Consider the following 25,187-nt stretch of genomic DNA (forward strand, 5'->3'; position numbering starts at 1 on the left):
CAGCTAATTCGTCAAAATAGCCGGAAGAGGTAATTACCTCCTTACTTTCGTAAATGCTTATTTCACAAAGCCAACCTCACCAATTGGCCAAAAAACAAAGTTTGTTTTTCCTATAATTTCATCAATTTCAATTAAACCAATCATTCGACTATCTTTACTATATCTGCGGTTGTCTCCCATTACGAAAACATAACCTTCCGGAATTTCTTTATCCCCAGTTATACTTTCAAGAGTAAAGTCATCGGTTAGTGTTCCCTCAGTTATATCATCCTTATATTGGTCTAAATAGGGTTCAGATACTTCTTTACCATTAATGTAAAGTTGGTCATTTTTGTATTCAACATGATCACCAGGTAGTCCAATTACACGTTTGATATAATTTTTCTGCTCAGGAGCATGAAATACAACAATGTCAAATCGTTTTGGCTCACCAACTATATAACCAATTTTGTTAACTAGCATACTATCCCCGTTTTCTAAGGTCGGCATCATTGATTCTCCGTCCACAATTATAGGGGTAAACAAAAAGAGGCGAATTATTGCCGCTAGTCCAAAAGCAATTAAAAGTGCTTTTGACCATTCCCATAACTCATTCTTCTTTTCTTTTTGTGCTTGTCTCATTCATTTGCCCCCTTTATATACTCTTTATATTGTACAAGGAAAATGTTAGAGAGGCAAAAAGATTTCCATCGACAATAATAAATTCTCATAAATTTAATGCTTAAGTCATTTTAAATTTAGAACTATGTACTCCATTATTGTAATTACAACAAACAGAGGTAAATGAATGCGTTTTTTGACATAGTTTTAAACGCTATTTAATTATATATGCCCTAAAACGCAAGAATTATATATCAGATTAATAAAACACCTATACTATAGATTCCTAAAAGTAAAAAATGTTGTAGCAAAAGTGAGTTCACTTCCACTACAACATTTACATTAGGCATTTCTGCCTTACTTACACTATTAGCGACGCTCTTTAATACGAGCAGCTTTACCGCGTAGTTCACGTAGGTAGTACAATTTAGCACGACGAACTTTACCACGACGAATAACTTCTAAGTTTGCAATTTTTGGTGTGTGTACTGGGAAAGTACGTTCTACACCAACACCGGAAGAGATTTTACGAACTGTAAAAGTTTCGCTAATTCCGCCTCCACGACGTTTGATTACAACACCTTCGTACATTTGGATACGTTCGCGAGTTCCCTCAACAACCTTAACGTGTACACGTACTGTGTCACCAGGACGGAAAGTTGGAAGATCCGTACGTAATTGTTCTTTTGTGATTTCTGAAATAATGTTTTGCATCATTTTCTCTCCTTATATAGAATGCTCTTACACACATTACCTGTTGCAGCGGAACACCCAAAATCAGTACTTTACATAAAAGCACATAGTAAAATATATCATACCTACTAGCAATATGCAATCATAATTTATAACCCTTTGATAGATTGAAGCATTTGTTTTTCTGCTTCAGTTAAATCAGCATTCTCTAGTAGATCATTTCTTCTATCGAACGTCCGTTTTAAGGACTGATCTCTTCTCCATTTATCTATAGCAGCATGATTACCCGACAATAAAACATCAGGTACCTTATATCCACGATATTCTACTGGACGTGTATAATGAGGATGCTCAAGAAGTCCGGTCGAGAAAGAGTCCTGTTCATGAGATGCAGCCTTACCGAGAACATTTGGCAGTAATCTCACAACGCTATCCACTACTGTCATTGCTGCTAATTCTCCACCTGTCAAAACAAAATCGCCAATCGAAATTTCGTCTGTCACTAAATGCTCTCTGATACGCTCATCATATCCTTCATAATGACCGCATATAAAAACAAGCTCCTCTTCCTTCGCTAATTCCTCTGCTTTTTGCTGGTTAAAACGCTCTCCTTGGGGACATAGCAATATAATTCTTCTTTTCCCATTAGTACTTGGAGGAAGAGCTTCTACTGCATTAAAAATAGGCTCTGGCTTTAATACCATACCTGCTCCACCACCATAAGGATAATCATCCACCTGATGATGTTTGTTTCCTGAATACTCTCTGAAATTTACTACATCAATAGATACTTCATTCTTCTCTTGCGCTTTTTTCAAAATAGATGAGTTAAATACACCTGTAAACATTTCTGGAAATAGCGAAAGAATATGAATTTTCATCATGATAATAAACCTTCTAGCACTTCAATCGTGATTTCCTTCTTGTCCACATCTATTTTCTTCACTACATCCTCAATGTAAGGGATGTAGTGCGCCTTTCCTTTAGAAGGTTGCACTGTCCAAACGTCGTTCGCACCCGTTTGTAGAATTTCAGTAACTGTTCCGATTGTTTCTCCTTCAGTAGAAATAACTGTACAGTCAATAATTTCGTGGTAGTAATATTCATTTTCGTCTAACTCTGTCAGATATTTCTCTGATACTTTCAATGTCGCATCACGGAAAGCTTCCACATCCTTAAGCAATGTATAACCTTCAAAAGTTAGCAAATCAAAGTTTTTATGCTTTCTGTAACTTGTAATCTTTACGATAATCGGCTTAGAGCCATCTGTCTTAAAAAGTCCAAGTTCATTTCCTACCTGATAACGCTCGTCCGGAAAGTCTGTAGTAGAAATGACACGTACCTCTCCCCAAATCCCATGGGTATTGACGATTTTTCCAACATTGTACCATTCCATATAATATATTTCCTCCTATCAAAAAAGGAAGAACAAATTGTTCTCCCTCTTCTTAATATTACATTTACCTAAAGCAAAATATATTCGCTAGTGGTATTAGCTTCATTCTAAAATGAAGTTAATCTAATATGTCGACATATGTTTTCTTTTGGTGACTGCCTGCTGCTGAGTAAACAATAGTACGAATAGATTTAGCTACTCTTCCTTGTTTGCCAATTACTTTTCCCATATCTTCAGGATGTACAGAAAGTTTGTAAACTATACGGTTTGCACTTTCTTCCTTTTCTACCTGAACTTTGTCCGGATAATCAACTAATGGTTTAACGATTGCTTCGATCAGCTGCTTCACAATGTCCCCTCCGATTATTTGCCGAGTTTTGCGTTATGGAATTTTTCCATAATACCTTGTTCAGAGAACAAGTTACGTACTGTATCAGATGGTTTTGCACCATCTTGAAGCCATTTTAACGCTAATTCTTCGTTAATTTTAACTTCTGCTGGTTTAGTAAGTGGGTTGTAAGTACCTACTGTTTCAATTTGACGACCGTCACGTGGTGAGCGAGAGTCTGCTACTACAATACGATAGAAAGGAGATTTTTTTGCTCCCATACGTTTTAAACGAATTTTAACTGCCATTTTTATTGCACCTCCGAATAGTTTCACACAAGATAGTATATTATCAAGGTTTTAATTGTTTGTAAAGTGTTTTTTCTTAACACCTTATTTTTTTCTAGGAAATTTACTTGAAAAGAGAGTCAAAACCAGGCATTTTCATCTTTTTCTTTCCTTTTTGTTGCATATTAGTCATTTGCTTCATCATTTTTTTCATGTCTTCAAATTGCTTCAAAAGTCTGTTAATATCTTGAATTGTTGTTCCAGACCCTTTAGCAATTCTTTTCTTTCTTGGTCCATTAATAATCTCAGGATTCGTCTTCTCTTGCGTAGTCATAGAGTATATAATCGCTTCTACACGATCCATTTGCTTCTCATCGACCTTTGCATTTTCCAACCCTTTAATTTTATTTGCTCCTGGAAGCATTTTTAAAATTTCATCTAGTGGACCCATTTGTTTAACTTGGCTAAGCTGCTCTAAAAAGTCATCGAATGTAAAAGACTGCGTACGGAATTTTTCTTCCAATTCCTTCGCCTTTTCTTCATCCACATTCGCTTGTGCTTTTTCAATTAGAGACATCATATCGCCCATGCCTAAAATCCGAGAAGCCATACGCTCCGGGTGGAACGGCTCTAGAGCATCCATTTTTTCTCCCATTCCGACGAATTTAATCGGTTTTTGAGTGATTGAACGTATGGAAAGAGCTGCTCCTCCTCGAGTATCCCCATCTAACTTTGTAAGAACTACCCCAGTTATTCCAATCGATTCATTGAAATTATTAGCTACATTGACTGCATCCTGCCCTGTCATTGCATCTACTACTAAGAATACTTCATCTGGTTCTTTTAAGGCGCGAATATCTTTAAGCTCTTGCATTAAAGTCTCATCAATATGAAGACGACCAGCCGTATCGACGATCACAACGTCATAATGCTCCTCTTTTGCATGCTCTAGACCCTTTTTAACTATTTCTACTGGTGAAATATCAGTACCAAGTTGAAAAACAGGTAAAGAAAGCTGTTTTCCAATCGTTTCAAGCTGCTTAACAGCAGCAGGACGATAAATATCCGCAGCAATCAATAAAGGTTTTTTATTGTATTTTTTACGAAGTACGTTGGCTAGCTTACCTGTAGTAGTTGTTTTACCGGCACCTTGAAGCCCCACCATCATAATCACAGTTGGTGGTCTAGAAGAGAAAGCTATTTGACTTTGTTCTCCACCCATCAACTGGGTCAATTCGTCTTTTACAATTTTAATGACCTGTTGACCTGGAGTTAGACTTTTCATAACCTCTTGACCAACAGCTCGTTCTGAAACATTTTTGACGAACTCTTTTACTACCTTTAAGTTAACGTCCGCTTCCAATAACGCATAGCGAACCTCACGCATCATCTCTTTGACATCAGCCTCAGAAATTTTGCCTTTTCCTTTGATTTTCTGAATCGTCCCTTGAAGACGCTCAGCTAATCCTTCAAATGCCATGCAAGCTCGCCTCCTAATCCCATTCTTTTAATTGCTCAATGAGTTGAGTCAGTTCTACTGATGATTTATCTTTTGCTATTTGTAAAAGCTGTTTAATGGTTTCTTGTCGTTTTTCAAACTTAGATAGAAGATTTAATTTATCTTCATATTCTTCTAACATTGCTTCAGTGCGACGAATATTATCATAAACAGCCTGTCTAGAGATATTATATTCTTCTGCAATCTCTCCAAGTGATAAATCATCTAAATAATAAAGCTGCATATAGCTTCGTTGTTTATCTGTCAATAAAGCCTGGTAAAAATCGAAGAGAAAATTCATGCGAGTTGTTTTTTCAATCATGCCCATCTCTCCTTACCATGTGTAATGGTTCATCTTATAGTTTATAAACAGAGTCTTTAACTGTCAAGTAAAATTACTTGTCTTCTGTTGTTTCTTCTAACTCTAAGCCTTCTGCAAATAATCCATATACGTATTTCTCTGCATCAAAAGGCTGAAGGTCATCCATTTGCTCTCCCAGACCAACAAATTTAACTGGAATATGCAGTTTGTTACGAATGGCAAGTACTATACCGCCCTTAGCCGTGCCGTCAAGCTTTGTTAAAACAATTCCGGTAACATTTGTTGCTTCCTTGAAAGTTTGAGCTTGAACAAGCGCATTTTGACCTGTAGTGGCATCTAGAGCTAATAATACCTCATGAGGGGCATTTGGTACTTCTCTTGAAATGACACGATGGATCTTTTCTAATTCATTCATTAAATTGACCTTATTTTGTAGGCGACCAGCAGTGTCACAAATCAAGACATCCGCCTTTCTTGTCTTTGCAGCTCGAATTGCATCATACATAACAGCAGCAGGGTCCGATCCTTCCGCCTGCTTAATAACCTCTACTCCTACACGATCTCCCCATACCTGAAGCTGATCGATTGCGCCCGCACGGAATGTATCTCCAGCAGCAAGCATAACTTTCTTGCCATCATTATTTAATCGATGTGCAAGCTTGCCAATGGTCGTAGTTTTTCCTACTCCATTTACTCCTACAAAAAGAATAACAGTCAACCCATCTTCTTCTAGCTGAAGCTCTGTTAAATCTTTATCTCCAGCTTCATAAATTTCTACCAATTTTTCTGAAATAACCGATTGAATACCAGCTGTATCCTTGATGTTTTTTCGTTGAACTTCAAAGCGGAGTTTGTCCATTAACTCCACTACTGTTTCAAATCCAACATCTGCTTGAAGTAAAATTTCTTCTAATTCCTCAAAGAAATCCTCATCGACCTTACGATACTTTGCTACTAAGTCATTTACTTTAGAAGTAAACTGATTTCGTGTTTTCGATAGACCTTCTTTAAATTTATTGGTAATGGAGACTGTTTCTTCCGCCTCTGGTGTAGAACCTAACATCTTTTCTTTCATTTTTTTAAAAAAGCTCATAGTTAAACTCCTTTTAAGTTACTAATTCTTCTTCTAATTTTACAGAAACGAGCTTGGATATTCCTGATTCCTGCATAGTGATTCCATACAGGACATCCGCTCCCTCCATAGTGCCCTTGCGATGAGTAATAACGATAAACTGCGTATCATGACTAAATTTCTTCAAGTAATCACTATAGCGAGTTACATTAGCTTCATCCAGTGCAGCCTCCACCTCATCCAAAATACAGAATGGAACCGGACGTGTGTGCAGGATAGAAAATAATAAGGCAATAGCTGTTAGCGCACGCTCTCCACCAGATAAGAGAGAAAGATTTTGGAGCTTTTTGCCTGGTGGCTGCGCCACGATATCTATACCAGTATCAAGCATTGAACTAGGATCCGTTAACACTAAGTCTGCCTGTCCTCCACCAAATAATTGTCTAAATACCACTTTAAAATTCCTTTGAATTTCATTAAAGGTAGTTTCGAAACGGATGGTCATTTCTTCATCCATTTCCTTAATGACTTCATGAAGTGTCTCTTGAGCAGAAAGCAAATCTTCCCGTTGTTCAGTCAAGAAAGAATGGCGTTCACTTACTTGTTCAAATTCTTGTATAGACCCTAAGTTAATAGGACCTAACTCTTCAATAGAACGCTTTAACAATTTGACCTTTTTACGAGCAAGCTCCTCATCCATATTAAATGGGTAATCTCGTTTTGCTTCTTCTAAAGTTAATTCATATGTTTCTTCTAGTTGATTTTGAAGCGAGTTAGATTCTACTTCTAGCTTTCCAAGCCTTAATTCTAATGTACGCTCATCATTGGCGTATATATTTACATGCTGCTGAAGTTGCTTTAGATGATTTTCGGAATCATTAACTTTTTGAGAAAGTACTAGTCTTTTCTCTTTGTCAGTTTTGATTTGATCAATCAAATAATCTTTTTTCTCTTTAAAGTTTATAATCATTTGACTGATTTCTTCCGGTGACGGTCCAGACTGATCATCATTTTCAAACCAGCTAATTTCTTTTTCTAATGTACCGATTTTTTGTGAACAAGTTTGAATCTCTTGTTCCAGTTGTTTCTTTTCTTTGTCCTGCTGATTTACTTGTTCATTGACTACAGCAATAGAGGATAAAAGTTCACCAAGCTCATTTTGTACTTGGTCTTTTTCCTGCATCGACTGTTGTTTTAATAATTGCAATTGATCAATTGTTTGCTGAATGGAATTTAATGATTCATTAATTTCTGCACTACGTTTAGCTGTTTGTTCTTTTTTGCGGACTAAATCCTCATGTAGGTGATTTTTTTCAGTCTGCACCTCGTCAAACTCTAATAATCGATTGGTCAGCCGAGAAATAATTGCCACACATTCTCTGTCTTCTGATAAAAGCTTATGCTCTTCCTCGCGCAATGCTTCTCCGGATAGACGAGCTTCCTCTAGCTCTATTTTCAGTTGCTGAACCTGTTGCCTTTTAAAGGAAACGGATTTTTCGGCTTGTAGAACAGATTGTTGTAGCTCCACTAGCTTGTCATTCAATTGTTCTAGCTCAGCTTTTCTAGTAAAGACGGATGACTGCTGCTTCACGGAACCCCCAGTCAAGGAACCGCCAGCATTTACTACATCTCCATCTAACGTTACAAAACGATATCGATATTGTAATCGGGCTGCCATTTCGTTAGCACCCTTTAGATCAGTCGCTATAATGATATTTCCTAGCAGGCTTTCGATAATAATTTTATAATCAGGATTATAATTCACTAGCATATCAGCAGTATTTACAAATGATGGATGCTGTTTAATAGGGGCCAATGCTTGCTCCGTTAATTTACGAGACTTCATAACCTGTAATGGAAGGAAGGTAGCTCTTCCCACCCTTTTCTTTTTCAACCATTCAATTGCCAGTCGAGCATCTTGACTTGTATCTGTAATAATATGTTGCGATTGCTGGCCTATGGCCGTATCAATTGCATTCATATAATCCGATGGAATCTGAATTAGTTCCGCAACTGCTCCATGAATCCCTTTTAGTTCTTTTTTGTCGCGAGCCATCAGTACTTCCTTAACTCCTTGGAAATATCCGGAAAACTCTGACTCAAGCTCCTCCAAAGAGTCTTTTCTTGCCTGCATTTGATGCTTCATTTGATAGGCTTTTTGAAGCATTGACTGTTGTTCTTCATAGGAGGCCTCTAATTTATCAGAGGTTTCTCGTTTAGATTTAAAGTCTAGCACCTTTTGCGCCAAATTCTTTTGACAAGTTTCTAGCTGCTTCTCTATCTCTTTTTTTCTATTTGTAAGCTTTTCGAGCTCATCTTTAATCTCACGGTAATCCTCTACCATTTTTTCTGAAGAAACTAGTTCAAATTGAAGCTGCTGTTCCATATGCTTCATTTCATTTTTCATCGTTGCTTCTTCGTTTAACAAATCAATGTAAGAGCCCTTCAAGTTTTCGATTTCTTCTTCTACTTCGGAGGCCGATTTGCTAAGTACATGGTCTATTTGAAGTTTCTTTGCTCTTAGTTCTTTTAATAATATTTTTTTCTCAGAACTGGATACTACGTTTTCTTCCAATTGCTTTTCAAATGTTTGCAGCTTGGTCTTTTCTTCTTCCAAAGCTCTTTTAAGCTGTGATATTTGTTGACTTGCATTCTGTTTTTTCTCGGCAAGTAGCAGTTTTCTTCCCTCTAAACGTTCTAGCTCAGAGCTTACTTCAAGTAATTCCCCTTGATCTTTATCTAGCTTTTCATCAGTTGTACCAATAATTCTTCTAACAGTAAGAATATCAGCTTCTGCCTCACTAACCTGCGTTAGAAGAAGCTTCTTCTGTTCGTCTATTTGCTGAAGTTGATTATGTAGCTCTGCACTTTCCTGCTTAAAAAGATTTAAATCATGAGCAATGACCGCTATTTCAATATCCTTTAGTTCCGTAGACATCTCTAAATAATCAGAAGCCAATGAGGATTGAATTTTCAGAGGTTCCATTCGTCCATCTAGCTCATGAAGAATATCGAGCACTCGGTTTAAATTGTCATCGGTTTCGATAAGTTTGAATTCTGCTTTTTTCTTGCGTTGCTTGTATTTTAGAACACCTGCTGTTTCCTCGAATATCGTTCTTCTGTCCTCTGGACGACTGTTTAATATCTCATCCACTCGTCCCTGAGAAATAATAGAGAACGCTTCTTTTCCAAGTCCTGAATCCATAAATAAATCTGTTATATCCTTCAATCTACACTGTTGCTTGTTCAGAAGATATTCACTATCACCAGAACGATAAACTCTTCTTGTTACGCTGATTTCAGCAAAATCAAGAGGGACGCGATTATCAGAATTATCTAGTATTAAGGTTACTTCTGCAAAGTTTAATGCCTTTCTAGAATCACTTCCTGCAAAGATTACGTCTTCCATCTTTGCTCCACGTAGCGACTTTGCAGACTGTTCCCCTAGTACCCATCTGATAGCATCCGTTACATTACTTTTCCCACTACCATTTGGACCTACCACTGCTGTTACCCCTGGAACGAAATCTATTCCAATTCTGTCAGCAAATGATTTAAATCCAATAATTTCTAATCTCTTAAGGAACAACGATTATTCCTCCTGTTCTTGATCCTTTATTGCGAGTATCGCCAGTCTGGCAGCTTGCTGCTCTGCCTCTTTCTTAGAACGTCCTATACCGACGCCAAGTTCTTTAGTATTTAAAATAACACGTGAAACAAAGGTACGGTTATGTGCCGGACCTTTTTCCTCTACAATTTCATAGCTAAGTGTACCATTGTTTTTTTGTTGAATTACTTCTTGTAGCTGGCTTTTATAATCCATCACATGCGAAAAAGCACCGACTTCGATTTTAGGAAAGACAATCTTTTCTAGAAAAGAAACGACTACCTCTAATCCCTGATCTAAATATAATGCACCGATAAATGCTTCGAACACGTCTGCTAAAAGTGCCGGTCTTTCACGCCCGCCGGTTAATTCTTCTCCTTTACCAAGCAATACATATTTACCAAATCCTAATTCATTGGCAAATACAACTAAAGAAGGCTCGCATACAATAGCTGCGCGAAGCTTAGTAAGCTGACCTTCACTCATTACCTCATATTGCTGAAATAGGTACTGAGAAACCGATAATTCTAATACGGCATCTCCAAGAAACTCTAAGCGTTCGTTATCGGTGAAAAACTTACGTCGATGCTCATTCACATAGGATGAATGGGTAAAGGCTTGATACAATAATGTCGGATTATTGAATTGGATTTCAAAATGATTTTGAAATTTTTGGAACTGTTGTTTAACGCTTTCTGGGAACCCCGTTTTTTTAGGGTGGTTGTTTTTTCTATTTACTTTCATCCTGATCTGCCTTTCTTACTTAACATCTATCTGTTTAAGTTTACCTGTTTATAAAGCAATGTGCAAAAAGAAATAGAGACGCTTTTTATTCGGAAGAATAAAAAACGTCTCTGTTGCTATTTAACTTTATCCACCTTCGTATATAGAGCAACTATATAAAAATGTGACTATTTAATATTAGCCTTGTTTGCTTTCAATATAGCTAACTGCGCTACCCACAGTTGAAATATTCTCAGCATCTTCATCCGAAATCTCCATATCGAACTCATCTTCAAGCTCCATTACTAACTCAACTACATCTAGTGAGTCGGCACCTAAATCATCACGGAAGGATGCTTCTAATTTTACTTCGCTTTCGTCTACTCCAAGACGATCTACGATAACTTTAGTTACACGTTCTAAAACTGTTGACACATTTGTCACCTCCCCTCAATGATTATACAAAAAACTTCTTGTCTATGAAAGGCTATTTCACATGAAATATAATACATTCTAAATCAGATAGTGCTTACTTAAGTTCCGTCTGGCATTACATATACATGCCGCCATTGACGTGGATAGTTTGCCCAGTAATATAACTAGCATCGTCTGATGCTAAAAATGCTACCGCGTTAGCAATGTCTTCAGGATTACCGAATTTTGCCAAAGGTATTTGGCTAAGCATTTGTTTTTTGATATCTTCAGGTAAAGCATCAGTCATATCAGTTGTGATAAAACCAGGAGCAACTGAGTTAACTGTAATATTACGGGAAGCTAATTCCTTTGCAGAGGATTTTGTTAAACCTATTACACCCGCCTTTGCAGCTACATAATTGGCTTGTCCAGCATTTCCAGATACCCCGACAATTGAAGTTATATTTATAATACGCCCTTTGCGCTGTTTCATCATTTGTCTCGTAACAGCCTTCGTACAGAGAAACACACCTTTTAGGTTTGTATTCAAAACATCATCCCACTCTTGCTCCTTCATACGCATCAGTAGATTATCACGAGTAATGCCAGCATTGTTAACTAAAATATCAATGGAGCCGAAGGTTTCTATGGTTTGATTGACTAAGTTTTGGACATCCTCAGCTTGATCTACATTTGCTTGAATAGCAAAGGCTTCACCACCGCGCGATTGAATTTCTTTCACTACGGCTTCTGCCTTTTCTTTGCTTCCACTATAATTTACCGCTACCTTTGCTCCTTCGCTTGCTAGGTAAAGAGCAATATCCTTACCAATACCTCGAGATGCACCTGTGACAATTGTGGATTTACCATCTAATTTACCCATTGATAACCTCTCCTATTTCAGTAATCGCTTGCTGCATGGAAGCCTCATCATAAACACAATAAGTAGCAACAGAGCGATCTACTTTTTTGACTAGACCACTTAATACTTTACCAGGGCCACATTCGATAAATATATCCACACCAAGATCAAGCATTTGTCGAATAGACTCTTCCCAGCGGACTGGAGAATACAATTGCTCCACTAATAGATCCTTCATATCTGCAGCCTTCTCTACTGGCAAGGCTGTAACATTTGAAATAACTGGAGGTATTGCATCCGAAAGATTAATAGAATCAATTGCTGCATCTAGTTTATGTGCAGCTGGTCTCATTAATTCGGAATGGAATGGCCCGCTTACAGCTAAGGGGATTGCTCTTTTAGCACCTACCTCCTTCGCTTTAGCAGAAGCCTTTTCTACTCCTGCCGCTGTTCCTGAAATAACAATTTGACCAGGACAGTTAAGATTTGCAATTTGCACTATATCTCCATTGTTTGAAACTTCCTGCGTGACCTCTTTTAACAAAGAAGCTTCGAGGCCTAATATTGCAGCCATGGCCCCTTCTCCAGCCGGAACAGCTTCATTCATATAAAGACCACGCTGGTGAACTAGCGAAACTGCATCTTCAAAGCTAAGTGCTCCAGATGCTACTAACGCAGAGTATTCACCTAAGCTATGACCAGCAGTATAATCTGGCGTAATACCTATGTCAATCAGAGATTTTGCAATCATTATGCTTGTTGTTAGTAACGCCGGCTGTGCGTGATAAGTTTTAGTAAGTTCCTCAGCTGGACCATTCAACATGATGTCCGATAGGGAGAACCCTAACTTTTGATCTGCTAGTTCATAAAATTTCTTTCTTTCACTGTTACTTTCGATTAGCTGTTGCCCCATCCCGACCGTCTGGGAACCTTGTCCTGGAAATATAAAAGCTATTTTAGTCATTGGAGGATTCCTTTCGTAATGTTGTGTAGATAATGTCGGAAACATTATTTTCTACCATTGTTCGCGCTTGTCTAATCGCATGGAATACCGCACGTCCATTAGAAGAACCATGTGCCTTGATAACAGGAGCCTTTAAGCCAAAAAGCCCTGCTCCACCATACTCTGAGTAGTCCAATTTATTTTTTAATACTTTTAGTTGATCCTTTACAAGCAATGCTGAGATTTTAGTTTTTGTCGAAGTATTAAAAGCTTCTTTTAATAAAGTAAATATCCCTGCTGCTGTACCTTCAATCGTTTTTAATACCATATTGCCTGTAAATCCGTCTGTTACCACGACATCCGCCACACCATACAATAAATCTCTAGCTTCTATATTGCCTATAAAATTAACAGGGGTCTCGTTCAAAAGTGTAAACGCGGCTTTCGTTAGCTCATTTCCCTTTTTATCTTCCGTTCCAATATTCAAAAGACCAACGCGCGGATTAGAAATCCCACGAACCTTCTCCGCATAGACACTTCCCATTACTGCGAATTGTTGCAAATGTTCGGGCTTTGCATCTGCATTTGCACCAAGATCAAGCATTACAAACCCTTTTCCATCAATAGTTGGTAGAGTAGGAGCCAATGCCGGACGATCTACTTGGTCAATTCTGCCGACTATGAATAGTCCCGCTGCCATCAGTGCCCCTGTGTTACCAGCAGAAACACAAGCATCCGCTTCACCGTTTTTGACCGATTCTGCCATTTTGACCATAGAGGAATTTTTCTTTCTACGGATGGCACGCACTGGCTCATCTGTTCCTTCAATCACTTCATCTGTATGGACAACCTTCAAGCGTTCATGCTTAGTTACAAGCGTTTCTAGTTTATTCTCGTCCCCAAACATTATAATTTCTAGATCGTCGAAAGCCTCTAAAGCTTCATAGACCCCTTTAACTATTTCATGAGGGGCGTTATCTCCGCCCATTGCATCTATAGATATTTTCATTTTTAATCACCTTTTTTAAGTCATAGTTTCTCGATACATATTAAATTCGCCAACAAACACTGTTTCATTTTCTACCTTGCTTGTGACTTTAATAAGTGTGCTATTTTTTTCAGGATCACTGGAAAGAACTACAGCTTTTGCTATAACTCGGTCTCCAGCCTTCACTGGCTGCACAAATGTAATGTTGGATTTTCTCGTTAAAGCCAGCTCATCGTTAATGACCGCGACCGCCAATGAATTTGCTTGGGCAAATAGATGATGTCCTCTAGCTATACCATTTCTAGCAAAAACATGGTCTTGTGTTATATCCAACAAGGATATTGCTTGCTTATCCAAATCTATATCTATAATTTCTCCAATCACTTCATCGATTGGGAGTGATTTAACCTCTTCTTCAAAATTATGAGCAGCTACAGACTTAATTCTCTCACGCAACTCAGGAATGGACAACTCCATTCGATCCAAACGAATAGTTTGCACACTCACTTTAAAGGTAGATGCTAAATTTTCATCCGTTATAAAAGGATTTTTATCTAGAGTTTCTAATAAAAGCCTTTGTCTTTCTTTTTTCGTATATTTCAAGCTATTCACCGCCATTTTAGCACTTGGTACTAATATCAGTATATAAACATTAAAAAAAGAATGCAAGGAATGATTTCACATCATCCATGCATTCTTTTTAGTTAATCCTTTCTCCATCCAATGCTTTTGAATTTATCAGAGTGTTTCGAAGACCTTCCATTTCATCCGATTTCCAGAAATGCTCAGATTCTAGTAGACGTTCTGCATCTATTTTAGCTGTATTTAAAGCTCTATAATCATGAACCAAATCGGCAATTTTGAATTCAGGTAAGCCACTTTGCTTTTTCCCGAAGAAATCCCCAGGTCCACGAAGTTCTAAATCTTTTTCTGCCAAAACGAATCCATCGTTAGTTTCCGTCATAGACATCATGCGTTCCTTTCCTTCTTCTGTTTTAGGATCTGCAAGAAGTATACAATAAGATTGATGCTCTCCACGTCCTACCCTTCCGCGAAGTTGGTGCAGTTGAGCAAGTCCAAAGCGTTCTGCATCAAAAATAATCATGAACGAAGCATTAGGAACATTTACTCCTACTTCCACAACTGTTGTAGAAACTAACACATGAATATTTCCATCCGTGAATTCTCTCATCACTTCATCCTTTTCATCGGAGTGAAGTCGACCGTGCATTAAGCCAACAGTGTAATCTTTACCAAGTTCATATGACATCATATTGTAAACATCGACAGCATTTTGAACGTCTAGTTTTTCAGACTCCTCAATTAGTGGACAAATAATATAGGCTTGTCTACCATTTGCTAGTTCTTTTTTCAACCGACTAATTAGTTTAGGAAGTTGGTCCTCCTTCATCCAATGTGTATCAATTGATTTTCTTCCAGCTGGCATTTGATCGATAATAGAAACATCCATTTCTCCAAATGCTGTTATCGCTAAAGTTCGTGGAATAGGAGTTGCCGTCATAAAAAGTACATCAGGATTTTCTCCTTTTTCCTTTAATACTTTTCTTTGCTCTACACCGAAACGATGCTGCTCATCGGTTATAACCAAACCAAGCTTTTTAAAAGAAACTTCAGGTTGGATTAATGCATGAGTACCTATGAGCAAATCAATATTACCTTCTGCTAAATTTTCCAATACAATTCTTCTTGCTTTTTGTTTGGTAGATCCCGTTAAAAGTGCAATTCTAACTCCAAGCGGAGCGAGCCATGCATCTAAGGAAGCCGCGTGCTGCTCTGCAAGAATCTCTGTTGGCGCCATCAAAGCTCCTTGATATCCAGCAGTAATAATTGCATATAAACAAATAGCGGCCACGACTGTTTTTCCAGATCCCACATCCCCTTGCAAAAGTCTATTCATACGATGTGGCTCCTTCAAATCTCGACAAATCTCATTGACCACTCTCTTTTGAGCATCCGTTAGCTCATAAGGTAAGGATTCAATGAGGATTTTTAATCGGTCATTGTCAAAAGCAATACTATTCCCAACATTTTGCTCTTTTCGGACTTTCTTAATCGCCTGCATTTTTAGTTGAAAGTTAAGTAATTCCTCATAAACAAACCGTCTTCTTGCATTTTTTGAATGATTGGCATCCTGAGGAAAATGTATCCCCTCGAGAGCTTCTACTATTTCGGGTAGTTTATAAGCGGAACGGATAGATTCCGGTAAAGGGTCCATAATATACCCTTTTAACTCATCTAAAGCTTGTCTCATGAATCGTCTGAAAATCTTTTGGCTTATGGACCCTTTTAACGAATAGACAGGTTCAAAATCCTGTTGGTCCGTTTTCGGCCCTGCAGAAAAGGTAGAGACATTAATAACCTGACGCCCTCTGTCCCACTTGCCAGTAACCGTGATTACAGATCCTGGTGTAATTTTAGATTTCAAATAGGCTTGGTTAAAAAATACTGCCTTAATCAGATGCTGTCCAGCCAACAAACGAACCTGCAATCTGGATTTATTTTTTCCTAAAAAAAGAAGAGAAGGTTCACTTTCGACCCTTCCTTCCACTGTTACTCTCTCATTATGAGCTGTTTCTGCTAAGTTTTTTAATCGAAAATCTTCATGTCTATAAGGGAAGGTCATCACTAAATTCTCTAATGTGATAATCCCTAACTCTTCTAACGCCTTAGCAGTCCCACTTCCAACACCCTTTAAAGAGGTAACTAATTCGTCTACCTTATTTTCCACTGCTGACCACAGCCCCACCAAAGATTTTTGCTTCTAACCATTTTCCTGTTGGTGTAGCAGCTAATCCTCCTTGAGCAGTTTCTTTTAATGCTGTTGGCATTGTTTGACCTATTTTATACATAGCATCTATTACTTCATCGCATGGTATTCGACTAGTAACCCCGGCTAAAGCCATATCTGCTGCCACTAAAGAATTAGAGGCACCCATTGCATTTCTCTTCACACAAGGTACTTCCACTAATCCGGCAACAGGGTCACAAACTAATCCAAGCATGTTTTTTAGTGTAATAGCAAATGCTTCTGAGCATTGTGCCGGTGTACCACCAGCCATCTCTACAATAGCGGCTGCGGCCATACCCGCTGCAGACCCTACCTCTGCTTGACAACCACCCGCAGCTCCAGATATAGAAGCATTGTTAGCTACGACAAATCCGAATGCACCTGCAGTAAAAAGATATCGGATCATCTGTTCACGAGTTGGATTTAATTTATTTTTGACTGCAAATAAAGTTCCTGGCACAACACCTGCAGATCCAGCTGTAGGTGTTGCACAGATAGTACCCATTGCCGCGTTTACCTCATTGGTTGCCACTGCTTTACTTACAGCATCCAGCATTAACTCTCCTGTAAGAGAGTTCCCCTTTTGCATATAAGCTTGTAAAAGTACCGCGTCTCCTCCAGTCAACCCAGAAGTTGAATGAACTCCCTTAAGTCCCTTCTCTACAGCTTCTTCCATAACCGTTAGATTACGATCCATTTGTGTTAAAATTTCTTCACGGGTGCGTTCTGTCATAAGAATTTCTTGCTCGATCATTATTTCAGATATCAGCTTATTTTCTTTGTTAGCTCTATCTACTAATTCACGCACATTCCGAAATAAGACTTCCATCGTACCCCTCCTTAATCTACTATCCTTGTAACCTTGGTTATATTCGGCAAGGTCTTAAGTTCTTCTAATATATCCTCGTTCACATTTTGGTCTACTTCAATAACCATCAAGGCCATATTCCCTTTCTCTTTTCGAGAAACCTCCATATGACCGATATTTATATCATACTTTGCCAAGCAATTGGCAACGCTTGCAATACATCCTGAACGATCTTCATGAACTACTAATATAGCAGCTAAGTTGCCGGATAACCTTAATGGAAAACCATTAAGTTCAGTTATTTCTGTCTTCCCTCCACCAATAGAAATACCAACCATCGACATTTCTCGCTCGTCGTCTCCTAACACAATCCTTGCTGTGTTTGGATGCTCGGTATGTCCTGTCTCAGGGATAAACTCATAAGATAAGCCAACTTTTTCTGCATCACTAAACGCAGTTTTAATCCGCTCATCAAAAGTGTCGTAATCAAGTAAGCCGCCGATAATTGCGACATCAGTTCCATGTCCTTTATATGTCTCGGCAAAGGAACCATAAAGATGGATTTTTGCCCATGTAGGTTGCTTTCCAAATAAATCTCTTGCCACCCGCCCTATACGTGCTGCTCCAGCAGTATGAGAAGAGGATGGTCCAATCATAACCGGTCCAATTATGTCAAAAACAGACTTGAATTTCAATTGACAGACCTCTCTTTCATCTTAATAATTCTATTTTACACTTATTGGGATGTTTAAACAAAAGTATTGTACGAAAGAGATACAATACTCACGCTTGTTAAAGGATGATTTTCTACAGACTTTGATGTAAATGTGAGCAATATTTTTTTAATAATTACACCCTCACATCTTAAAAAAACGCGTGGGATTTCTCCCACGCGGAGTTGCTCTTCTTTATTCGACCGATAAGATATATGGATATAACGGTTGTTTACCGTTATAAAGTTCTACTTCAACATCCTCAAATTGTTCTTCGATATAAGCAGCAAACTTGCCTGCTTCTTCTTCAGAAACATCTTCGCCGTATATAACTGTTACTATTTCTGAATCATTATCAATCAATTCATTTGCCAGCTTAGTGGCTGCTTCGACTCTAGAAGGCTGAGAAAGAATAATTTTACCTTCTGCTAAAGACATGAAATCATCTTTTTTAATCTCAACGCCGTCAATGGACGTATCACGAACAGCAAAGGTAACCTGACCAGTTTTTACATGAGAAAATGCTGCAGTCATATTCTTTTTGTTTTCTTCTACACTTGCTTGAGCATTGAATGCCAAAATTGCAGCCATACCTTGAGGAATCGTTTTTGTTGGCACAACAGCTGCTTCTATTCCTAAAACTTCAGCCGCTTGTTCTGCAGCCATTACAATATTTTTGTTATTTGGAAGGATTAATACACGCTCTGCTCCTACCGATTCAATTGCTTTTACAATATCCTCTGTAGAAGGGTTCATTGTTTGTCCACCTTCTATTACAGCTGAAGCACCTAAGCTTCTTAATAATTCTGCAACTCCGGTACCCATTGCAACAGTAACCACTGCATATGGATGCACTTCAGTTTTTTTTACAGCAGCTTCAGCTGAATGGCCTTCACCAACTATTTCCGTATGTTGCTGACGCATATTTTCAATTTTAATTTTGATAAGATCTCCATATTGCTGACCATAGGTCAATACTTCACCTGGAGTTTCAGAGTGTATATGAATCTTAGCAATCTCATCGTCAGAAATTACTAATAGAGAATCTCCATATGCACTTAAATCATTGCGGAAATCATTTTCGTCAAAGGATTTTTTCCCTTCTTCGAAACGAACCATAAACTCCGTACAAAATCCGAATTCAATGTCTGCCGTGTCCATAAATCCTTGAACACTTTTATGATGCTCGGCACTTACCAAATCATCCATAGAGTTACTAACCGTTTTCTCAGGAAGTTCTTCTCCCTTTAAGCTTGCTAAGAAGCCCTCATATACAAATACTAAGCCTTGTCCACCACTATCTACTACCCCAACTTCTTTTAAAACAGGTAATAGGTCTGGAGTTCTATTCAGTGATTGTTTTGCCTCTTCTACAACAGCTGCCATTAGTTCAGGGATATCTGTAACTGTTTCACTAATTTCCACTGCTTTTTTAGCAGAGTCTTTAGCAACAGTCAAAATTGTACCTTCGACCGGCTTCATAACCGCTTTATAGGCAGTTTCCACGCCGTATTGCAGAGCTTGAGCAAATTGCTTCGCATCCAAAGTAGCATATTGTTCAATAGATTTACCGAAGCCTCTGAAAAGCTGAGATAAGATAACTCCTGAGTTTCCCCTTGCCCCCATCAATAACCCCTTGGATAATGCTTGAGCAGTTTTACCGATGTGCTCACTCGTGTGGGCAGCAGTTTCTTTAGCTCCCGAGGTCATTGAAAGATTCATATTTGTCCCTGTGTCACCATCAGGAACAGGAAATACGTTTAATGCATCGACATAGTCCGCGTTTTGAAAAAGATGGTGTGCTCCCATCTTGACCATATCTGCAAATTGATTACCATTGATTGATTTCATTGTTTTCTCTCCTTAATCACACGTTTGCCACGCGAACTCCTTGTACGTAAACATTTACGGATTTCACCGACATACCAAGAGATTTATTCAGTGTATATTTCACTTTGGATTGGACTTGATAAGCGATTTCAGAAATTTTTGTTCCGTAACTCACAATAATATACATATCGATATGTAGATCTACTTTTTCCTGTCTAACAATAACACCTTTAGTAAAGTTTTCTTTTCTTAATATATCTGTTAAACCATCTCTGATTTGATGCTTTGATGCCATACCTACGATACCATAGCATTCAATCGCGGCTCCGCCAGCAATCTGTGCAATTGTATCTTGTGATATATCAATGTGCCCGAATTCATTTGTTAATTCTATTGACATGTTGAAACCTCCCAAGTCCTTTTTGACTATCCCTTATTGTACTACACCCTTTAAAATTATAAAAGACACGTTTCTATTCGTCTACTTTTTGCATAAAGTGTAATTAGATTGCCATTTCGTGAAAATACAATTCCTGATACTATAGTAACTATGTAAAGACCATTACTGCAAGTCAAAGCCAAACCAACTTTTCTATTTTATAGTGTAAAGGTTTTTTTCTTGATATACTTGCTTATCAAAAGAGACTGTGGTAAATTATTAAAGTATGTGAAATATCGAACTGAAAAATCTTTCAGCTTCTTTTTTAAAGGAGGAAATTATAATGCCAAAAGTATGTGCAATCACTGGGCGTAAAGCTCGTTCTGGTAATGCTCGTTCTCACGCAATGAACGCTAACAAGCGTACATGGGGGGCAAACCTTCAAAAGGTCCGTATTCTTGTAGACGGTAAACCTAAACGTGTATGGGTTTCTGCTAGAGCTTTAAAATCAGGAAAAATTGAGCGCGTATAATCGCTCTCATAGTTAATGCCAGGTTGACTATTCGTCGACCTGGCATTATTTCTGTCTAAAACTATTTTTTCTCCTCGTCCTTTTTAAACAGACGAATACAGACCTTCATAATACTACTAACAGATTTAGGTAATTTAAAAGTGTAGACCTTCACACATATTTCCTCCCTTTTAGTCACTGCTTCTTATCATTAAACATATGCCCGACTCAAAGGAGATAGTACTTGTTCGTTCTACTTGTTCATTACTAGTAAACTTTGCATTACCATAATTAACTACTTCATTTTCTACATTGTATAAGAAACCATCAAGATTCACGTTCTCAATTTTCTCACCAAAAGGATAGAGGGAAATATATTTGTATTCTTCCTGTTTTTGGATGTAATGAGTACCAGGTAGTAAAAATTGAAGTTTATTTTTATTGTTTTGAATATAAAAGGATACTTTTGGATATCGTATTTGAAAGTAATAAACGTCATGTAAAGCAGCTTGATAGTGATCTAAGCGTGCGCCACTTGCACCAGTTAAAATGACTTCTGTTGGATTATATTTCATAGCCTCTAATAACGCTAAGTGTGTATCTGTCTCATCCTTATCCGTTGGCAAAATAGATATATGAGTTATTTTTTCACGTAAAACGTTCAGCTCTTCCTCGCTAATAGAATCGAAATCACCAATAATCTCATTTGGAATAATGTTAGCATTGATTAAATGAAAGGCACCTCTATCTGCTCCAATGAAAATAGTTTCTTCTTGAAAAAAAGGAAGCTGTCTAAGATCAACAACTTCCTCTAAAGGGCCTCCAGAACAAATGAAGACACGTTTCATCTAGAAACCGCGCTTAATCCAGCAGCTTTAATTCTTTGAAGAGCTTTAGCTTTATCTGGGGCGTTGTATATAGCAGAGCCAGCTACAAGAATAGTTGCACCAGCTTCTACACAAGGAACAATAGTTTCTTCGTTAATACCGCCATCAATCTCTATTTCTATAGAAAGATTTCTTTCCTTGATAATCTGTGAAAGCTGTTTTACTTTCGGTACAACAGAATGAATAAACTTTTGACCACCAAATCCTGGATTCACTGTCATAAATAAAACCATGTCTATATCCTCTAACACATGTTGAATAGTTTCTATTGGTGTATGGGGGTTTAATACGATCCCAGGCTTAACTCCAAAGGAACGAATCAGTTGAATAGTTCTATGCAGATGCGGACAAGCCTCCACATGTACTGTAATATAATCAGCTCCTGCCTTAGCGAAAGCTTCAATGTACTGGTCTGCATTTTCAATCATTAAATGTACATCTAGCGGTAGATTTGTCAGTGGACGAAGAGCTTCCACAACAATTGGACCCATCGTAATATTGGGAACAAAGTGGCCGTCCATCACATCAATATGAATAAGTTCAGCTCCAGCCTTTTCAACCTCTAAAACTTCTTCTCCTAATTTAGCAAAATTTGCGGCTAAGATGGAAGGTGCAATTTTTATCATTTTTAGTACCTCGGCTTTCTTTCTACGATTTCTTCATAAAACTGTAGATAATGTTTATATCTGTAATCTTTTATTTCTCCTAGCTCTACTGCTTGCTTAACTGCACATTTAGGTTCATTTACGTGTAAGCATCCACGATATTTACAACCATCTTGACGTTCTACAAAGTCTGGAAAACAACTAGATAGTTCTTCTTTTTCCATTAAATCGAATTCAAAGGAACTAAAACCAGGTGTATCCGCTAAAAGACCATCACAAACCTCTATTAACTCTACATGTCTTGTCGTATGCTTTCCTCTTCCTAAAGCATCAGAAATTACACCTGTTTTTAAATCTAGGGAAGGTAGAATTGTATTCAGTAAAGTAGATTTCCCTACTCCAGACTGACCAGCTAGTACCGTGGTTTTTCCTTTTAAAACCGGTGAAATTTTTTCATGAAAAGCCGGATCATCTTTATAGGTCATTAATATTTCATAGCCGATTTTTTCATAGTCAGAAATATATACTGCCATTGTTTTTTTCATTTTTTCATCCATTAAATCACTTTTCGTCAAGCAAATGATTGGCTCAATATTAAACGATTCGAGAACTACTAAAAAGCGATCCAATAAAATGGTATTAAAATCTGGTTCTTTAATAGAAAAAACCAAAATCGCTTGATCAATATTAGCAATTGGCGGACGAACTAGGTTGTTTTTTCTTTCATGAAGAACGGTGATAGTTCCATCATTTTCTCCTTCTACCGTATAGTCGACAAAATCACCTACTAGAGGAGACTCGCCTCTATTTCTAAAGACGCCTCTCCCTCTGCATTGAATGATGTTACCGTTGTCATATACATAGTAAAATCCACTAAGTGCTTTTCTTATTTGTCCGTTTGGCATCCTATGCCTCCCTAATTTATTCATATGATACGCTATCTTGCGCTACAACCTCTTGATCCCTTTTGATAAGGTATCCACCTGTCTCGCCTTCTACAATTTCTAATGAAATCTTTTTATCGATTGTTGAAGTAATTTCAAATTCTTCCACAGGGGGATCAGTTAATTTATGGTTTTTGTCTTGGATGTAGATACGAATAATTTGTGGAACCACTTCCTGTTCCAGCTCTCCGTCCTCTTCTCCGTCCTCTCCATCTATTTCTGGAGGTATATATTCAATGGTTACGGTTTTCACAACTGTCTGAGTCTTCTTTTGCTGAGGTCCTTTAGAAATTACTACCTCTACCGTACTCCCTTTAACTATCTTCACATTAGGTGCAGGGGATTGTTCTACAACTGCTCCCTTAGGAATCTTATCATGATGGACTTCTTTTGTTCTTACGACCTTTATACCTGTACTTGTTGCATATTCGTTAAGGTTTTTTTCATTATATTCCCTTAAGTCTCTTAGTGTAATCATTTCTGGTCCAAGACTAACTTGGAAATAGATGTCAGTTTCTTCTGGTATAATATCTTCTCCAGCTGCAGGTTCTTGCTTTAAGATGGTACCTGCGGAAGCAGAAGAGTATATTTTATCACTATCATCGATACTACGAAATCCTTGCTTTTGTAACAAAGCCTTCACCTGATCAATATCCTGGTTTTCATAGTTACTCATTGCTGATGTTTTTTTACCTTGAGATACGTAAAGGTCTACTTCAGTTTCTTTATCGCGCATTTTCCCCTCTTCCGGAGTTGTACGAATAACATGATCCTTTTCAATCTCATCGTCAAATTCCAATATTTGTTCCCCAATGACGAAGCCTTCTGATTCAAGTAGCTTTATGGCAGCCTCTAATTCTAACCCAGCAATAGGTGGAACCTCTATCTTGTCTGGTTTAAACAATCCCGGGAAAGCAATAATAATGATTAATGCAAGTAAAATCAAGCCAGCAATTATCCCTGTTATAACTTTCCATTTTTTTATTTTTTTCTTTGGCTTCTTTGTTGATACTGGTGAAGGAGCCTCCGTAGGTATTTTTTTTGTTTCTGCTACATCCTCGAAAGAAACAGGCTCTTTAATAATAGGAAGCACCTTGGTAGCTCCATCGTCTACCGGTACAACAAATTTTGGTTCATTAGACCTTTCTGGTGACATGGCAGTTGATAAGTCTCTTTCCATTTCCTCAGCAGAACGATATCTATTTCTAGAATCTTTTGCAGTTGCTTTTAATACTACGTTTTCAAGACTTTGTGGGATTGCTGGATTAATAGCTCTAACTGAAGGAGTTTCAGCCTGTAAGTGCTTTAAGGCAATCGAAACAGCTGATTCTCCAGAAAAAGGCAGCTGTCCTGTTAGAAGTTCAAATAATACTATACCTAATGCATATATATCAGATTCTCTAGTTGCTGTGCCCCCACGTGCTTGTTCTGGTGATAAATAATGTACTGTACCTAATACTGAATTGGTCTGCGTATGGGAGGTCGCACTCAATGCCATCGCTATTCCAAAATCAGTTATTTTCACATTTTCTTGCTCGTCCAATAAAATATTCTGGGGTTTAATATCCCGATGAATAATATGATTATTATGTGCATTAGAAATAGCAGAAGTTAACTGTTTCATAATAGTGATTGATTTGATCGGTGAAACCGGTGCATTACTCTGTATGTATTGTTTTAACGTTTCACCTTTTACATGTTCCATAACAATATAATGAATATCTTCATCTTCTCCGACATCATAAATATTGACTATATTAGGGTGTGTAAGGCTTGTTGCAGATAGTGCTTCACGTTGAAAGCGACGACGTAATTCTTCTTCGTTAGAAAAATCATATCGCAATACTTTAATCGCGACGTCTCTGTCTAAAATCATGTCATGTGCCAAATAAACATTGGACATGCCGCCTCCACCAATCATTTCTAGCAATTTATATCTGCCGCTAACTCTTTTACCGATTAACATCC

At 37.9% G+C, this 25,187-nt stretch carries 27 protein-coding genes; 1 reads left to right on the forward strand and 26 read right to left on the reverse strand.

Annotated elements, in window-relative coordinates:
* Positions 1–57: 57 nt before the first annotated feature.
* From lepB to D0S48_RS05675, 21 genes are all read right to left on the reverse strand, one after another.
* Positions 58–621, reverse strand: coding sequence for a signal peptidase I (gene lepB, locus D0S48_RS05575; protein ID WP_144538034.1), 564 nt, complete (start codon positions 619–621; stop codon positions 58–60).
* Between the two features lie 348 nt (positions 622–969).
* The gene (gene rplS / locus D0S48_RS05580; protein WP_144538033.1) at positions 970–1,314 is read right to left on the reverse strand and encodes a 50S ribosomal protein L19; all 345 of its coding nucleotides are present in this window, start codon (positions 1,312–1,314) and stop codon (positions 970–972) included.
* Between the two features lie 128 nt (positions 1,315–1,442).
* On the reverse strand, positions 1,443–2,174 hold the full coding sequence (gene trmD / locus D0S48_RS05585; RefSeq protein WP_144538250.1) for a tRNA (guanosine(37)-N1)-methyltransferase TrmD: 732 nt from the start codon (positions 2,172–2,174) through the stop codon (positions 1,443–1,445).
* The gene (rimM, locus tag D0S48_RS05590) at positions 2,174–2,689 is read right to left on the reverse strand and encodes a ribosome maturation factor RimM (RefSeq protein WP_144538032.1); all 516 of its coding nucleotides are present in this window, start codon (positions 2,687–2,689) and stop codon (positions 2,174–2,176) included. Before rimM ends, trmD begins: the two co-directional genes overlap by 1 nt.
* Positions 2,690–2,807: 118 nt before the next feature.
* A complete protein-coding gene (locus D0S48_RS05595; protein WP_144538031.1) occupies positions 2,808–3,038 on the reverse strand; it encodes a KH domain-containing protein in 231 nt (76 codons plus the stop codon).
* Positions 3,039–3,052: 14 nt separating this feature from the next.
* On the reverse strand, positions 3,053–3,325 hold the full coding sequence (gene rpsP, locus D0S48_RS05600; protein WP_053590001.1) for a 30S ribosomal protein S16: 273 nt from the start codon (positions 3,323–3,325) through the stop codon (positions 3,053–3,055).
* A 103-nt stretch (positions 3,326–3,428) separates the two neighbouring features.
* The gene (gene ffh, locus D0S48_RS05605; protein WP_151110574.1) at positions 3,429–4,784 is read right to left on the reverse strand and encodes a signal recognition particle protein; all 1,356 of its coding nucleotides are present in this window, start codon (positions 4,782–4,784) and stop codon (positions 3,429–3,431) included.
* A 13-nt stretch (positions 4,785–4,797) separates the two neighbouring features.
* Entirely contained in the window at positions 4,798–5,124 is a 327-nt protein-coding gene (locus tag D0S48_RS05610; protein WP_144538029.1) for a putative DNA-binding protein, read from the reverse strand.
* A gap of 73 nt (positions 5,125–5,197) precedes the next feature.
* On the reverse strand, positions 5,198–6,217 hold the full coding sequence (ftsY, locus tag D0S48_RS05615; protein WP_151110576.1) for a signal recognition particle-docking protein FtsY: 1,020 nt from the start codon (positions 6,215–6,217) through the stop codon (positions 5,198–5,200).
* 13 nt (positions 6,218–6,230) lie between these two features.
* On the reverse strand, positions 6,231–9,785 hold the full coding sequence (smc, locus tag D0S48_RS05620; protein WP_151110578.1) for a chromosome segregation protein SMC: 3,555 nt from the start codon (positions 9,783–9,785) through the stop codon (positions 6,231–6,233).
* Between the two features lie 3 nt (positions 9,786–9,788).
* Complete coding sequence (gene rnc, locus D0S48_RS05625) at positions 9,789–10,547, reverse strand: ribonuclease III (RefSeq protein ID WP_151110581.1); 759 nt, start codon at positions 10,545–10,547, stop codon at positions 9,789–9,791.
* 177 nt (positions 10,548–10,724) lie between these two features.
* Positions 10,725–10,961, reverse strand: a complete 237-nt coding sequence (gene acpP, locus D0S48_RS05630; protein ID WP_093263354.1) for an acyl carrier protein — start codon at positions 10,959–10,961, stop codon at positions 10,725–10,727.
* A gap of 115 nt (positions 10,962–11,076) precedes the next feature.
* The gene (fabG, locus tag D0S48_RS05635; RefSeq protein WP_151110583.1) at positions 11,077–11,823 is read right to left on the reverse strand and encodes a 3-oxoacyl-[acyl-carrier-protein] reductase; all 747 of its coding nucleotides are present in this window, start codon (positions 11,821–11,823) and stop codon (positions 11,077–11,079) included.
* Positions 11,816–12,766, reverse strand: a complete 951-nt coding sequence (gene fabD, locus D0S48_RS05640; protein WP_144538024.1) for an ACP S-malonyltransferase — start codon at positions 12,764–12,766, stop codon at positions 11,816–11,818. The genes fabG and fabD overlap by 8 nt, the downstream gene beginning before the upstream one ends.
* The gene (gene plsX, locus D0S48_RS05645) at positions 12,759–13,754 is read right to left on the reverse strand and encodes a phosphate acyltransferase PlsX (RefSeq protein ID WP_151110585.1); all 996 of its coding nucleotides are present in this window, start codon (positions 13,752–13,754) and stop codon (positions 12,759–12,761) included. The genes fabD and plsX overlap by 8 nt, the downstream gene beginning before the upstream one ends.
* A 15-nt stretch (positions 13,755–13,769) precedes the next feature.
* Complete coding sequence (gene fapR, locus D0S48_RS05650) at positions 13,770–14,336, reverse strand: transcription factor FapR (protein ID WP_144538022.1); 567 nt, start codon at positions 14,334–14,336, stop codon at positions 13,770–13,772.
* Between the two features lie 97 nt (positions 14,337–14,433).
* The gene (recG, locus tag D0S48_RS05655) at positions 14,434–16,482 is read right to left on the reverse strand and encodes an ATP-dependent DNA helicase RecG (RefSeq protein ID WP_144538021.1); all 2,049 of its coding nucleotides are present in this window, start codon (positions 16,480–16,482) and stop codon (positions 14,434–14,436) included.
* Positions 16,472–17,371 (reverse strand): L-serine ammonia-lyase, iron-sulfur-dependent, subunit alpha, encoded by a 900-nt coding sequence (gene sdaAA / locus D0S48_RS05660; protein ID WP_144538020.1) that lies wholly within the window; start codon positions 17,369–17,371, stop codon positions 16,472–16,474. Before sdaAA ends, recG begins: the two co-directional genes overlap by 11 nt.
* A gap of 11 nt (positions 17,372–17,382) precedes the next feature.
* Positions 17,383–18,045 carry an L-serine ammonia-lyase, iron-sulfur-dependent subunit beta gene (gene sdaAB, locus D0S48_RS05665; protein ID WP_144538019.1) on the reverse strand — a complete coding sequence of 221 codons (663 nt, stop codon included), beginning with the start codon at positions 18,043–18,045 and terminating at the stop codon, positions 17,383–17,385.
* A gap of 213 nt (positions 18,046–18,258) precedes the next feature.
* Entirely contained in the window at positions 18,259–19,914 is a 1,656-nt protein-coding gene (locus tag D0S48_RS05670; RefSeq protein WP_151110587.1) for a DAK2 domain-containing protein, read from the reverse strand.
* Positions 19,915–19,930: 16 nt separating this feature from the next.
* Positions 19,931–20,293 carry an Asp23/Gls24 family envelope stress response protein gene (locus D0S48_RS05675; RefSeq protein WP_151110589.1) on the reverse strand — a complete coding sequence of 121 codons (363 nt, stop codon included), beginning with the start codon at positions 20,291–20,293 and terminating at the stop codon, positions 19,931–19,933.
* 322 nt (positions 20,294–20,615) lie between these two features.
* Between D0S48_RS05675 and rpmB the strand changes: the two genes are divergently transcribed.
* Positions 20,616–20,804, forward strand: coding sequence for a 50S ribosomal protein L28 (gene rpmB / locus D0S48_RS05680; RefSeq protein ID WP_093263405.1), 189 nt, complete (start codon positions 20,616–20,618; stop codon positions 20,802–20,804).
* 61 nt (positions 20,805–20,865) lie between these two features.
* On the opposite strand, the gene spoVM is transcribed toward rpmB, so the two are convergent.
* Genes spoVM through pknB form a run of 5 tightly spaced genes read right to left on the reverse strand, consistent with a single transcriptional unit; the run spans position 20,866 to position 25,185 of the window.
* Entirely contained in the window at positions 20,866–20,982 is a 117-nt protein-coding gene (gene spoVM / locus D0S48_RS21300) for a stage V sporulation protein SpoVM (RefSeq protein ID WP_370455728.1), read from the reverse strand.
* Entirely contained in the window at positions 20,975–21,631 is a 657-nt protein-coding gene (locus D0S48_RS05690; RefSeq protein ID WP_151110591.1) for a thiamine diphosphokinase, read from the reverse strand. The genes spoVM and D0S48_RS05690 overlap by 8 nt, the downstream gene beginning before the upstream one ends.
* Complete coding sequence (rpe, locus tag D0S48_RS05695; protein WP_144538014.1) at positions 21,628–22,296, reverse strand: ribulose-phosphate 3-epimerase; 669 nt, start codon at positions 22,294–22,296, stop codon at positions 21,628–21,630. Before rpe ends, D0S48_RS05690 begins: the two co-directional genes overlap by 4 nt.
* A 2-nt stretch (positions 22,297–22,298) precedes the next feature.
* On the reverse strand, positions 22,299–23,180 hold the full coding sequence (gene rsgA, locus D0S48_RS05700; protein WP_151110593.1) for a ribosome small subunit-dependent GTPase A: 882 nt from the start codon (positions 23,178–23,180) through the stop codon (positions 22,299–22,301).
* Positions 23,181–23,196: 16 nt separating this feature from the next.
* Positions 23,197–25,185, reverse strand: coding sequence for a Stk1 family PASTA domain-containing Ser/Thr kinase (gene pknB, locus D0S48_RS05705; protein WP_151110595.1), 1,989 nt, complete (start codon positions 25,183–25,185; stop codon positions 23,197–23,199).
* Between the last annotated feature and the right edge of the window lie 2 nt (positions 25,186–25,187).

This window comes from Psychrobacillus sp. AK 1817 (assembly GCF_008807035.1).
Classification (GTDB): domain Bacteria; phylum Bacillota; class Bacilli; order Bacillales_A; family Planococcaceae; genus Psychrobacillus; species Psychrobacillus faecigallinarum.